Source organism: Microbacterium sp. NPDC090281 (assembly GCF_044769635.1).
In the GTDB taxonomy this organism is placed as follows: Bacteria; Actinomycetota; Actinomycetes; order Actinomycetales; family Microbacteriaceae; genus Microbacterium.
The window spans coordinates 66,903-79,875 of record NZ_JBIVYH010000002.1; the positions used below are offsets into that span (position 1 = coordinate 66,903).

At 64.7% G+C, this 12,973-nt stretch carries 10 protein-coding genes and 1 tRNA gene; 4 read left to right on the plus strand and 7 right to left on the minus strand.

What is annotated here, in order from left to right:
* The first annotated feature begins 81 nt into the window (after positions 1 to 81).
* Complete coding sequence (locus ACIQTX_RS14550) at positions 82 to 612, plus strand: hypothetical protein (RefSeq protein WP_402973262.1); 531 nt, start codon at positions 82 to 84, stop codon at positions 610 to 612.
* Here the strand turns inward: ACIQTX_RS14550 and ACIQTX_RS14555 are convergent.
* From ACIQTX_RS14555 to ACIQTX_RS14580, 6 genes are all read right to left on the minus strand, one after another.
* Complete coding sequence (locus tag ACIQTX_RS14555) at positions 553 to 2,658, minus strand: hypothetical protein (protein ID WP_402973265.1); 2,106 nt, start codon at positions 2,656 to 2,658, stop codon at positions 553 to 555. The genes ACIQTX_RS14550 and ACIQTX_RS14555 overlap by 60 nt on opposite strands.
* Positions 2,655 to 3,845 carry a hypothetical protein gene (locus ACIQTX_RS14560; protein ID WP_402973268.1) on the minus strand — a complete coding sequence of 397 codons (1,191 nt, stop codon included), beginning with the start codon at positions 3,843 to 3,845 and terminating at the stop codon, positions 2,655 to 2,657. Before ACIQTX_RS14560 ends, ACIQTX_RS14555 begins: the two co-directional genes overlap by 4 nt.
* A gap of 512 nt (positions 3,846 to 4,357) precedes the next feature.
* Positions 4,358 to 5,851, minus strand: a complete 1,494-nt coding sequence (locus ACIQTX_RS14565) for a tyrosine-type recombinase/integrase (RefSeq protein ID WP_402973271.1) — start codon at positions 5,849 to 5,851, stop codon at positions 4,358 to 4,360.
* A gap of 175 nt (positions 5,852 to 6,026) precedes the next feature.
* Positions 6,027 to 6,965: a type II secretion system F family protein gene (locus ACIQTX_RS14570; protein ID WP_402973274.1), complete on the minus strand. Its 939-nt coding sequence runs from the start codon at positions 6,963 to 6,965 to the stop codon at positions 6,027 to 6,029.
* Entirely contained in the window at positions 6,962 to 7,819 is an 858-nt protein-coding gene (locus ACIQTX_RS14575; protein ID WP_402973277.1) for a type II secretion system F family protein, read from the minus strand. The genes ACIQTX_RS14570 and ACIQTX_RS14575 overlap by 4 nt, the downstream gene beginning before the upstream one ends.
* On the minus strand, positions 7,816 to 9,012 hold the full coding sequence (locus ACIQTX_RS14580; protein WP_402973280.1) for a CpaF family protein: 1,197 nt from the start codon (positions 9,010 to 9,012) through the stop codon (positions 7,816 to 7,818). Before ACIQTX_RS14580 ends, ACIQTX_RS14575 begins: the two co-directional genes overlap by 4 nt.
* Before the next feature lie 111 nt (positions 9,013 to 9,123).
* Here ACIQTX_RS14580 and ACIQTX_RS14585 point away from each other — a divergent pair.
* Positions 9,124 to 9,205, plus strand: a tRNA-Leu gene (locus ACIQTX_RS14585).
* Positions 9,206 to 9,301: 96 nt separating this feature from the next.
* The gene (locus tag ACIQTX_RS14590; protein ID WP_402975542.1) at positions 9,302 to 10,081 is read left to right on the plus strand and encodes a DedA family protein; all 780 of its coding nucleotides are present in this window, start codon (positions 9,302 to 9,304) and stop codon (positions 10,079 to 10,081) included.
* Positions 10,082 to 10,118: 37 nt separating this feature from the next.
* Here ACIQTX_RS14590 and ACIQTX_RS14595 read toward each other — a convergent pair whose 3' ends face one another.
* Positions 10,119 to 10,928, minus strand: coding sequence for a Ku protein (locus tag ACIQTX_RS14595; RefSeq protein ID WP_402973283.1), 810 nt, complete (start codon positions 10,926 to 10,928; stop codon positions 10,119 to 10,121).
* A 74-nt stretch (positions 10,929 to 11,002) separates the two neighbouring features.
* On the opposite strand from ACIQTX_RS14595, the gene ligD reads away from it, so the two are divergent.
* Complete coding sequence (gene ligD / locus ACIQTX_RS14600) at positions 11,003 to 12,958, plus strand: non-homologous end-joining DNA ligase (protein ID WP_402973286.1); 1,956 nt, start codon at positions 11,003 to 11,005, stop codon at positions 12,956 to 12,958.
* Positions 12,959 to 12,973 lie beyond the last annotated feature (15 nt).

The window sequence follows — 12,973 nt, forward strand, 5'->3', positions numbered from 1 at the left end:
CGGTCTCACTTGATACCTATGTCATCGGGCGGTCGGCCGGATCGGAACAACAGTTGACGCGGGACGCTGACTCTCAAGGCGTTGAATCTTCTTCTCCAACCGTGCGGACTTGACCTGCTCGACCCGCAGCTCTTCTTGCAGAACATTTATCGCTCGCTGCAGAGTGGTTACGAGTTGCTTCCATTGCTTGCCCTCGAGGCTCGTTTTCGCTTGAAGGACCGTCAACCGACGGATCTCCTCACGCGCGTCGTCGAGTCGACCTTTGAGCCGTTCCTCCTCGTCTGTCACTCGCTCAGAAGCGTCTCGCAGTCGCTCGAACCGGACGCGGAGATCAGGGTGCCGTCGGTAAAGCTGGTGCCGTCCGACCCCGGCTTCCACCGCAAGTTGAAGAACGCTGTGGCTGCCCGGTCGCACCGTTCGCGGCTGTCCGAGGAGGATGCGTTGCATAGCCGCGAGGATGTCGCGTCGAACCGCATCAGGTTCCCGTGCGACCTCAGAATCCGATGGAATCGAGCCGGGTTCGCTCACCGTGGTCTTCTCCTGTTCTGGCGGCTACGAAGAGCGCGCATCGTTGACAATCCGCTCGTTGCGCTCGGCTCGTGCCAGCAATGACTGCGCAATCGGCTTTGGTGACAGCAGCGCGCTCATACGAAGACTCGCTGCGTCGGCCTGCAGGGTGTCGAGGTGTTCCTCGGTTCGCGCGCAGTTCGGACATCCGTCGACACATTGGACCAGTGTCGGCGCCGCCCAACCACCGGCCTGAGACCGCTTGCGGCACAGGGCTCGTTTCTCGTCGTAAATGCAGAGAGCGATGGCAGACGGATTTTCGTAGATCACGATGTCCTTATCTCGTTTGAGTCGTCGTTCATCGGCAGGCGTCAGAAACCGAGGCATGCCCAGTGCAATGGTTGTCGCGCGCGAAGCCGCTGGCCCGGTCAGCTGTGCGCCGGACCTTATCATTTCTGATAGATGTTGCGTCGTGCGGCGTCGGTGCTGCCAGTTCTCCTCGAGCAGCAGATCTCGCATGCCGCTCTGTTTCGTTCCGGCGTACCCACTCACCAGCCGATCTGACACATGCTGGTACTGAATCGCCAGAGACACGTCGCCATCTGGACGATTGTTGATAAACCATGCAAGGGTGCGGCGGAACCGGCCCAACGACAGAGCGTGCCCATCGTCCGGGATGGTGAACGCCGCTGGCGCGAGGGTGTGGGGCGCCAGCCGCGTGTTGACGAAGTTGACAAAACTCGAGATCGCGATGGTAGCGGTGTCGGGCGACACACGGGTGTCAGGCAACACGAACAAACGTCCGCCCGGACGTCCAAGAACGTGGTTGACTCGTTCGGCTACTCGCACGGCGGTAGTCGTCACGGAGATGGTCGCCCACGTCGCCCGCTTCGGCTCCCCGGGGTGGCCATCTTCCACGCGACTTCGGGTGCCTTTCCATACGAGGCCGTCGATTAGATGGAGTCTCGAGCCGTCGGCTCGCACAATCGGGTCGCGGGCAGCACCCGTTTCCAAGAGAAGTACTTCCTCTGGGCGAGCACCGGTGAGATACGCGCAGACGATCAGACAGGCAGTTCGCAGATGTCCAAGCAACACGTTTGCTCCGTCGCCTCCCGGCGGCTGCGGAGCGACGTCGTGCACGAAAATTGTCGGAATCCACAACCCTCCGTGAAACTGAGCCGCGGGTTCGAAGTCGAGTTTTCCGGGAGCGGAGCTAAGCGGAATCCGACCTCGGAACTGACGCGAGTAGGTTTCCGCGAGGTGCCTCACTGGACCCTGTTGCGCGTACCGTACGGCTTGCCAGCCAACCCTCCCCTTCTGCTTGGGATCTGCCGGCAAGGCAGTGCCCTGGCGGAGATACTCCTCGAGAATCATGCGAGCCGATGTGCTGGGTTGGGCAGCCTGAGTCTCTAGCCGCGCGCGGTAGTGGGCATCCGCGGCGAAGATGTCGTCTGCAAACACGGTGACGAACGATACGGCCCATTCAAGAAGCGGCGCCATGACGTCCTGCGGGATACGAATCCGAAGATGCTCGCCGTCGTTGCGCGCGGTTCTCCATCGGGTGGCTGCCCACTCAGGCTCCGGCCAACGAACGTCTTCGGGGAGCCACGGGCTGAGCCACCAGACCCGAAGAACTATCTCCAGCATGGCGTTGGTTCGGTGTGGCTTGTTCCCGCGCCCTTCCACCCATCGGCGGAGTCGTTCGAGATGCTCAGGATCGAGGTCTGCGGGGGCAACCACTCGCGGGCCGAGCGCCAACAAGTCCGGCTCCGATGTAAGCCACTCGACCTGGACTTTGAGTGCATCCAGCGCATGCTTAAGGCTTCCGACCGCGGGCCACTTGGTGTAGCGGCTGCCCGGCGCCTCTAAGAGCTCTGGCGGATTCCCGTGGTTGATCAGCACGTAGGCGACGTGCTTGGCGAAGTCCTTGAAACCCGACGGCCAGTTTTCGAAATGCACAGGGGTCGAGCTGCGCGCAACGTCCTTCTCGATCCCGGACAGATCCCAGATGTCTTCGTGAAAGAGCGGAATCCGGACGCCTGGCATTACCACTCTCGGCGCGACGATGACGGGGTCAGCCGGTAAGGGATACGCCACTTCGTCGAGCCGGGCTGGTGCTTGGCCGCGGTAGGCCACTTCAGACTCGCTCACCTCGGCACTGCTACTTTCAAGGCATCCATGATCCGAGGAACATGGTCGCCCACATGCGCTTGCGCATCGTCTATCTCGGCGCGGGAGTGTCGCTCGATGGTCGCACAAAGCCGATAGTACGAGCTCGCGAACTTCACTTCCCACGTATCGAGTGAGTCGCGGAGTGCCTCCAGGACAAGACGAGTTGCGAGCTGCGCGGGTAGCAGCCGCGAGACCGTCGCGGCGTTATCGCAGCCGAGGCAGTCCAGAAAGGAGTAGTACCCCGTGGTGCACGGTCTTCCCGTCACTGGGTGCTCGGCCGGGTTGGCGCAATTGGCGATGAGCGCGTCATTCTCCTCTGGCGCATCCTTCGCGTTCAACACTTTGAGTTGGACTTCGGTTCGAGCGCGGTCATGTGCTGCCTCTACACCTTTCGCACCTTCGACCTGCACCGCCTCGAGAGCTTGAGGATCGGAACGGACGTACTCGAGGTAGGTGGTGGCGTCATGATCTGTAGGCTCCTTTGCCACGCCCTTGCCCGGCACGCTCCGTCGCAATCGCGGAAAGCTAAGCACAATGCCCTCGGGAAGCCAGGCAGCTGTTCGCTCACGCGCCAGTCCGACCATTGGGCGTGAAGCGCGCTCTGACCATCGAACTAGCAGCCGATCCGAGGGCGAGCCAGACAGCGCAAGGTAGTCTCGCGCCGGCTGGGTAGCCTCCTCGACCATCTTCAGTACCTCGGCGTCGCCGAGATCCAGTTCTGTGAATTCATCATCAACAATCTCAGGCCAGAACCGTAGCTCGGCCCCGCGCCGAGGCTTGTCGAGGTCAAGTTGCGCGACTCCCACCTCATGCTCATACGGCGGCGGCGCCGCCTGTACCGGTGCGAGATTCAAGCCCCGGCGCGAGCAGATCACTACCGCTGCCGCTAGCAGCTCATCAGTTGTCATGAACAGCCAGTGGCGCGCAATGGATGTCGTGAGGTGTCTGTCTGTCACCGCACCTAACGCTCGATACCCCTCCCTGCTGGAGGGCTTTCCCAACTCCAGGACTTCGCTGAGGGCCCGCGCCCGAGTCGAGGCCGCTTCGGTGACGTCACTATTCACCAGTTGGACGCTCTTCGTAATGCGCCGGTGCGCTGCAACTAGTACCCCACGTGCCGCAATGCGTAGCGCATCGAAGTCTTCAGTCGAGTAGCGTTCCACCACGGAGTGGTGGTCGCGAGCTCCCAATCGCTTCCGAAACTCAGCCCGTGATTCGGATTTCAGTTCCGAAGAACGGAGCAACACGACCCTTACTCCGACGGCGTACTCCAAGGCCGTACCCGGGCTAAGAGGTTTCCCCGTCTTTGGCGAAGGATCCGTCACGAGCCACTGCCTGAAGGCGCGGAAGTGAAATGGCGTCACGTCTGCAAGGCCCAGTACAGGCGAATCCGGATGCTTTCGATTGAGTTGTGCTATCCACCTGAGCCACGCCGAGATAGCTCTCCGACCCCCCTCGACCGCACTCGAACGGCGCCATCCGGATACGGAGGCAGAATGTGAAGCAACGGCTGCGACAATTTCCTTTCGCATCAACTCGGGCCCCGCAGTCTTCGACAGATCAAAGCAGAACGCGCGAGCATCCTCCAACCTCAGCGTCGCGTTGAGGCGCTTCGATCCTTCAGGGCCCTGTCCCTCCGGTTTCCACCCCGACGGCGGCTGAGCCGCTGGTCGGCCGCTCAACGGTCACCGTCGAATCCGACAAGTCGGCTACTCGCCCTGAGCTCGTCCCACATTTCAGTGAGCGAGGTACTGCGCAGCACGCTTGTCGAACGAAGACTCTTTACCGGTGCGAGGTAATGCTTCCGAGTTACAGCCGTCGTGCTGTGCCCGAGGAGGTCTCGTACCTCATCGAACGCCTGGCTGTAGTTACGCAACGAGAATGCGCTCGCAGACGAGAGCCCGAGATCCTCGTCAATCGCGCGAACCCCCGCTAGTAGAACGAACAACGCGAAGGTGAAACGAAGGGAATGCGGCGTCACCGTCACCCAGGGAGAACGAACGCCGTTCTTGGCGCGAGCCAGAGTCACCCTTCTGTTCGCCGATTGGAAGACGTCGGACCACGATTGCGGGAGTAGGGTCTCCCCTGAGTCCCCAAGCCAGAGCCATGCTGGCTCGAAACCATCCGGCCCCTCGATAAGAAGACGCCGCCGAACTTCGCCTGGCAGTCCAGGCAAGTCATGGACTCGGCCGTCTGCGAACCTGAGCCTTTGACCTCGCCGGCTGTGCATGATCTCGACAATCACATGCTCGGGCTTCGGCGCGAATCGCCCCATCTTCCGTCCGCGACGGATCGCGTCCCGACGTTCTCCCCGAAGATAGTCGTTCAGGCTTTCGATACCGAGCTCATGAACAACTCGATAGTGCCGGAAGATGTTCCCCTTGCCGATAAGGGGCGTCTCGTCGTCGATGGTCGATGGCAACTCAATACAGAGCAACGAGGCAGCTTCAGCACGCCGCAGCCCCGTCGTGAGCCCGAAGTCTGCGAAAGCCGTGTTGCGAGCCGTGTTCCGAGACCGGGAGTTTGTTGCCGGACGGGTGGGAACAAGGTTTCCTGACTCGTCTCTTGCGGCGTCGTAGCCTCGAAACCCGACGTCACGCCAGAGGGCGTACTCAATCGGAGTGAGCCATCGGTCTCGAGATGAACGCGCGTTCTTTTCTCGGTGCCCACCAGTCCGACCCGGGTCCTTGAGGCGTTGGCTATCCAGAATGGGATTACTTTCCATGAATCCCTCACGGGTCGCCCATCTGTAGAAATGGTTCAGAGCCTCCCAACCCTTGTTCCAGGTGGCTGGCGTGATTGGTCTGGGATTGTCCTCGTCGTAGAGGCGCCAAATCTGAAATTCGCGCACTGCGCGATGATCCACATCGTCCCACCGACCGCGACCTCGTGCGTCGAGGAAGTTGAACCACGTTCGCAGTTCTGTCGCGTAGGTCTGCGCGGTGGAGGACTGATCCATTCGGAACGCGGTTCGAAAGTAGTCGCCCAACCGGTAGTCGATCTGCTCGCTCGACATCAGTATCGGCTGCCCGGGTGGTATTCCAAGCCGGCGTTCGCGCGCCGCGATGTCTTGCCACTCGGTCGCGAGCGGGTGAAGCTCAGGAGCGACGCCTGAGCTCCCGCCCGCGGACGCCAACAGCCATTGAGCGGTCGGCAAGGTCTCGTCGGTCATGTGGCCTCATCCTACGTCACAACAGATCCAGAACACCATGTTTACCCACAGAACGAATGGGCACGTCGCCGGTATCGTCGCCCGCGAACGCGCGGAGTCGTGACGAGATGGCGCCTCGAGAGGTCTGCCGTCGGTCAGCTTGTCGTGCAGTCATGGTGGTCCTTTCGTTGGCGGATCAGCCGATGCCGAGCCTGAGGATGAAGAGTCCCGGGTAGACGGCGAAGAGCACCGAGAGCGGGAGGATGAGGAACACGAGAGGGAGCAGCATCAGGATCTCCTTGCGCCCCGCCTGCTCGATGAGCACCCGCTTCGCGTCTTCTCGCGCATCTCCCGCCTGCGCGTGCAGCACGGCGGCGAGGGGCGCACCGTGCTCGAGCGCCGCGATCACCTGGTCGACGGCCCGCGAGAGCCCGGGCAGCTGGAGACGTCTGGCCATCTCGCTCAGCGCATCGGCCAGGGGCGATCCGGTGCCGACCGCAAGCACGACCTGGCGGAGTTCGACGGTGAGTTCACCGGAGCCGACGTCCGCAACACGGCGCAAGGAGTCGAGGAATCCCTCACCGGCGGACAGGCACAGCGCGAGGAACTCCAGTGTCGTCGGAAGCTCGTCGGTGAGTCGCACACGTCGGGCCTTGGCACGCGCCGACAGCTGTGCGTCGTAGCATGCAGCAGCCGCCGCGCCGCAGAGCAGAGGCATCACGCTCGTCGGCACCGACATGCGTCCGGTCAGCGCGAGAACGGTCAGCGCGATCGCCCCCACACCTATCCCTGCGAGGCCCCAACCCAACTGCCGCCCCCGGAAGGACGCGGGGTCTGTGCGCACCCCGGCCTGAGCGAGTCGCTGTCGAAGCGCTTCTCCTCCGCCGAGCATCCGCTCGAATCCGCTCCTGGCTCTCTCCCACAGCGTCCGGCCGCTCGCAGGGAGTGCTCCCGCTGCGGGAAGGATGCCTCGAGGCAGGCTCTCGTCAGGGACGACATCACGCACGTATGGCCCGATGCGTACGGCCAGGTTGAGCGCCCTCCAGCGCGGAAGCACCGAGAGGATGCTCAGCACTCCCGCGGCGAAACCGCCGCCGATCAGCACGGCGCTGGCGAGCGCCGAGAGCCCGTTCATCCGAACCACCGCCGCGGCTCGGGGAGACGCCCGATGCGGACCATGATGTGGAAGGCGAGAATCGAGACAGCAGCACCCGCGCAGATCACGAGCACGCCCTCGGGAGTGCTATAGGCCGCTGCCCCTTCGGGCCGAAGCACGAGCAGGCCGAGGATCACCCACGGCGCGACAGCGCCGAGAACGGCGGCGCCACGGATCCACGACTGTCGCGCTTCGACTTCGCCTCGCAGCGCGGCGTCTGCCCGTACCGAGCTCGAGAGCGCGCGAAGCACGCCGATCAGCTCGGTTCCACCAACCTGACGCGCCATGCGCAGGGTCTCGGCGATCCGGTCCCCGATGGGATCCGCCAAGGTGGACTTGAGCCGATCGAGACTCGTCTCGAACCTGCCGCTCGCGCGGAGGTCTCGCGCGAACACGACGAAGGCCGGGCGGAGCATCTTCGGCGCGGACTCGGCCAGACTCGCCACTGCGTCGGGAAGCGACAACCCGACGCGGATCGATGCGATCAGGAGGTCGCACACATCGGGCCACAGCTGGCGCCGCAACCGCCGCAAGCGCAGCCGCCGCCCACGGAGGAACATGACGGGTGCCGCGGCGCCCGCGAGCCCAGCCAGCAATGCGAGCACAGCGAGTCCGGTGAGCAACCAGACCGTGGATGCCGCGACCAGCCCAACTGCGACGATCACCGTCACGAGTGTGCGCTGCGAGAGATTGTCGAGACCCGCCTCCTCGATGAGTCGGACGAGCCGACCCTGCTTCGCGGTCGGCGCAGCTCCCTCCCGTCGCGGCCACATCCAGGGTGAGAGGCATAAGAGCACACCCGCCGCGAGGGCGGCGCCGACGAACACCGTCACGATGCGACCTCGACGGGGCGGAACTCTCTGCGTCCCGCCTGCACCGTGGCTTTCGATCGCGCACTCATGGAGAAGACCGTCTTCGTGCGGATACGCCCGTCGTCGACGTCGCCAGTGGGGGCGATGATCTCCTGCACACGACGTCGGCCGTCGTCTTCGCGGACGCAGTGGACCACCAGATCGATCGACGCGGCGAGCGCGGGGGCGATGAAGGCGCGATCGATGTTCCGCCCCGCGAGGAGCGGCAGGATGCTCAGCTTCTCGATGGCCTCGATCGCGGAGTTCGCATGCACCGTGCAGGCCCCAGGCACACCTGTGTTGAGTGCGAGCACGAGATCGAGAGCCTCGGCCTCGCGTACCTCGCCGACGACCAGTCGGTCTGGTCGCATCCGCAACGCTTCTTTCACCAGCCGCCGCAGCGTGATCTCGCCGGTGCCTTCGAGACTCGCCTGACGCCCTTGGAGCGCGACCAGGTCGGAACCGCCGACGGCGAGTTCGAATGTCTCCTCGACGGTGACGATGCGTTGCGAGTCGGCACAGGAGGCGAGCAGAGCACCGAGCATCGTGGTCTTGCCTGCATGTGTCGCCCCCGACACGATCACGCTGCGGCCCTCGTTCATGGCTGTGCGCAGCAGCTCTGCGACTCCGACCGTCACCATGCCCTGAGCTGTCAGTGCCTCGAGTGAGCGATACTTCGGGAGGAATTTACGGATGTTCACCGCCCATCCGCCCCGTACGACATCGGCGATGGCCACGTGCAGCCGCGAGCCGTCTGGCAGCGACGCGTCGACGAACGGCTGACTGATGTCGACCCGCCTGCCGGTGGACTGCAGCATCCGTTCGATGAGATCGCGCACGGCCACCTCGTCGAGGCGGAGCCTCGTGCGCTCCGCCATGCCCTCTCGCGCGATATGCACCCTTCCGTCGCCGTTCAGCCAGATCTCCTCGATCTCCGGATCGTCGAGCAGCGGCTGCAGCGCCCCGAACCCGCCGAGCGACGCCAGAACCTCCCGCACGCACGCCGCCTCATCGTCGATCAGCGCCTCTCCGCGCGCCAGGGCGAGATCGTCGTGACGGCGCACCTCCGCGTGGGTGATGCGCCACGCGGCGTCCGGATCGATCGAGGGGTCGATGCCCTCGGCACGCAGTCGCGACCGCACGCGCTCGGCGACAAGGGCGGACGGTTGATTCACTCAGGCATCCTCGCAACAATCCGCATCCGGCCTCCGAAGTTATCCACAGACGCGAACTGCGGGCTGATCCCCAGACAGAGGTTTCAGCGGTCAGTAGACTGTTTCCACCGCGCGGGAGTGGTGGAATTGGCAGACACGCAGGATTTAGGTTCCTGTGCCCCAGGGCGTGTGGGTTCAAGTCCCACCTTCCGCACGAGCGACGATGGCACCCATCTCAGGCCGCCACGTCGTCGCTCAGCTTCACCGCCGACCATTCACGACCGACGGGACTCCCCCAGTGCTCGAAACCATGTTGCACGCGCCGACCGCCCTCATCCCCTGGCTCGACCCCGCCACGATCATCGGGTCAGCCGGGCCGTGGGCGCTGCTGGTGGTGTGCTTCATCATCTTCGCCGAGACGGGTCTGCTCGTCGGATTCCTGCTGCCAGGAGACACCCTCCTCGTCATCGCGGGTCTGCTCTCGCACCCGATCGCAGGCTCCGAGCATGGCGTCTTCGGCATCAACGTCTGGTGGGTCGCCCTGCTCATCGGCCTTGCGGCATTCGTGGGTGGTGAGGTCGGATACGTCATCGGCCACAAGGGCGGTCCTGCGGTGTTCGAGCGCAAGGAGTCGGGTCTCTTCAGCAAGAAGAACGTCGAGCGCACGAACGCGTTCTTCGAACGCTTCGGCGGTATCACCGTGATCCTCGCGCGCTTCGTGCCGATCGTGCGCACCTTTGCCCCGGTCGCGGCCGGCGTCGGCCACATGCCGTGGCGCAAGTACACGCTCTACAACCTGATCGGTGCGATCCTGTGGGGCTTCGGGCTCACGATGTTCGGCTACCTCATCGGGTTCATCCCGCCGGTCGCCGAGTTCGTGGAGAGCTACATCGACCTCATCCTCCTCGCTGCGGTCGGCGGCACCGCCCTCGTGACGCTGTGGCACTACCTCTCCGAGCGCCACAAGGCGAAGAAGGCCGCAGCTGCCGGCGAAGACGTGGTCACCGACGCCGAAGAGGCGCAGGAACTCGTGCTCGATGCGGATGTCTTCGACCGCGCCCCCGACCTGGACGGCGACGGCAAGCACTGATCTGCTCGTCCGGCTTCGATTGCTCGGTGCCGGACGCTCAGCCCGCGTTCTTGGCGCGTTCTTCTTTAGAGCGCGCAACGCTCGCCCTGAGCGCCTCCATCAGATCGATGACCTCGCCCCCTTCGGCCGCCTTCTCGGCCTCTCCGAAGGTCTCGGCGACGTCGAAGGTGTCGCCCGCCTCGATCTTCGCGTCGATGAGCGTACGGAGCTCCTTCTGGTACTCGTCGACGAACGCTTCGGGGTCGAAGTCGGCCGAGTAGCTGTCGACGAGCGACGCTGAGAGCTCGAGCTCCTTCTTGGAAATCTTCACGTCTTCATCCAGCGCCGGGAACGCGGCTTCGCGCACCTCGTCGGCCCACAGCAGCGTCTGCAGCACGAGCACCTTGCCGCGCACACGGAGAGCCGCGAGCCGCGTCTTCTGCCGGAGCGTGAACCGCACGATCGCGGTGCGATCCGTCTGCTCCAAGGTCTTGCGCAGCAGCACGTACGCCTTCGGAGACTTCGAGTCCGGCTCCAAGTAGTACGGCTTGTCGAGTGTGAGCAGATCGACCTGGTCTGAGGGCACGAACTCGACGACATCGATCTCGCGGCTCTTCTCCGCAGGGAGCGCCGCAAGGTCGTCCTTGGTGAGCACCACGGTCTGACCTTCGTCGACGTAGGCGCGGTCGATGTCGGCGTACGCCACGGTCTCGCCGCACACCTCGCACGTGCGCTGGTAGCGGATCCGGCCGCCGTCCTTCTCGTGCACCTGATGCAGCGGCACGTCGTGGTCCTCGGTCGCGGAGTACACCTTGACCGGAACGTTCACGAGCCCGAACGTCAGTGCGCCCTTCCAGATCGTTCTCATGACACCAGTAGACACCAGCCACAGCCGTCACGACCAGTCCCTTGACTACGACGGCCTTTGGCTACGCTGGCCCCATGGTCGCAGAAGCGCAGATCGTGCAGGTCGACGGTCGGCGCCTGCGCGTGACGAACCTCGACAAGGTCGTCTACCCCGAATCCGGAACCACCAAGGGAGAGGTCATCGCCTACTACATGGCGATCGCCCCGCTTCTCCTCCCCCTCCTCGACGGGCGTCCCGTCACCCGCAAGCGGTGGGTGGAGGGCGTAGGGACGACCGACGCACCGGCCGACGCTTTCTTCACCAAGCAGTTGGAACCCGGCGCCCCGTCGTGGATCCCCCGCCAGGCGATCCATCACTCCGATGGCCCCAAGGAGTACCCCCTCGTCGAGGACGTGCCCGCCCTCGTGTGGCTCGCTCAGGTCGCCGCGATCGAGCTGCACGTGCCGCAGTGGCGCTTCTCCGCGGACGGTCTTCCCGGCAATCCCGATCGACTCGTCCTCGACTTGGACCCCGGCGACGGTGTTGGGCTCGCACAGTGCGCCGCGGTCGCTCGCATCGCCCGCGCGATCCTGTCGGACATGGGGCTCGACCCGCTGCCGGTCACGAGCGGAAGCAAGGGCATTCATCTGTACGCCAACCTGCCCGGTGAGCAGACGAGCGACGAGGTTTCAGCCGTCGTCAAAGAGCTCGCACGGATGATCGAGAACGACCACCCCGATCTCGCCACCAGCGTCATGGCGAAGGCGGTCCGCGGTGGCAAGGTATTCCTCGACTGGAGCCAGAACAACGGAAAGAAGACGACCATCTCGCCGTACTCGCTCCGCGGCCGCGCGCAACCATGGGTCGCTGCTCCCCGCACCTGGGACGAACTCGACGACCCGGCTCTCGCCCAGCTCGACCTCGACGAGGTGCTCGCCCGCGCCGCCGCGGGTATCGATCCTCTGGCGATGCTCCGCGCGCCTTCGACGGCTCCGCTCCCGCAACCCGCGAAGACCCATCGCTCCCACCGCTATCCCCCGAGCTCCCCCGCCCCCACCTCCCCTCCGATCGCGGCATCGCTGGCACCGATGCTCGCCGAGAACAGCACCCCCGGCGTCGCGCGCGCTCTGAGCGACCCCTCCTGGGTGGAGGTGAAATGGGACGGAATCCGTGCGATGGGTACCTGGGCGGACGGACGGATGCTCCTGCACGCGCGTCGCGGCACCGACATCACGGCGCGATACCCCGAACTCACGGCCGACGGCGCGCCCTTCCTCCCTGTCGCGGACGCCGTCGTCGATGGGGAGATCGTGGCCTTCGACTCTCACGGTCGCCCGAGCTTCTCCCTCCTGCAGAACCGCATGCACCTCACCCGTCCCCGGGAGATCGAGCGCGAGGTGGTCCGCACGCCTATCGTGTACATGCTGTTCGACCTGCTGCGTCTCGACGGGCACGACCTCACCGGCATGCCTCTGCGGGAGCGCCGGACGCTGCTGGAGGAGGTGGTCGCCGATCTCGATGCGCCGGTGCAGATCCCTCCCGTGTTCGACGACGTGGACGCGGCACTCGCCGCGAGCCGGGAGTTCGGGCTCGAGGGCGTCGTCGTCAAGGATCCGCAGTCGCGATACCGCCCGGGGCAGCGCTCCCCCTCCTGGCTGAAACTGAAGCACACCAGAATGCAGGAGGCCGTGATCGTCGGCATCCGTCCGGGCAAGGGCGACCGCGAGAGCACTCTCGGTTCACTGCTGCTCGCCGTACCTGATTCGAGACGAGGCACTGGCGGGCTGCGCTACGTCGGCCGAGTGGGTACCGGCTTCACAGACCGGATCCTGCACGATCTTCTGGAGCGGCTCGGGCCACTCCGCGTGGCCTCAGCGCCGCTCGACGGGGTGCCCGGTCCCGATGCCTCAGACGCGCTCTGGGTCCGCCCTGAGATCGTCGGGGAGGTCGAGTTCGCGAACTGGACTCCGGACGGAGTGCTCCGCCATGCACGCTGGCGGGGGCTTCGTCCAGACAAGACCGCAGAGGAGATCGTCGTCGAGACGAGCTGAGCCTCGACCACCGCC

Excerpts from the sequence above, each read along its gene's own strand:
- ACIQTX_RS14565 (WP_402973271.1), bottom strand. The coding sequence starts at position 5,851 with ATGACCGACGAGACCTTGCCGACCGCTCAATGGCTGTTGGCGTCCGCG.
- ACIQTX_RS14570 (WP_402973274.1), bottom strand. The coding sequence starts at position 6,965 with ATGAACGGGCTCTCGGCGCTCGCCAGCGCCGTGCTGATCGGCGGCGGT.
- ACIQTX_RS14590 (WP_402975542.1), top strand. The coding sequence starts at position 9,302 with ATGTTGCACGCGCCGACCGCCCTCATCCCCTGGCTCGACCCCGCCACG.
- ACIQTX_RS14595 (WP_402973283.1), bottom strand. The coding sequence starts at position 10,928 with ATGAGAACGATCTGGAAGGGCGCACTGACGTTCGGGCTCGTGAACGTT.
- ligD (WP_402973286.1), top strand. The coding sequence starts at position 11,003 with ATGGTCGCAGAAGCGCAGATCGTGCAGGTCGACGGTCGGCGCCTGCGC.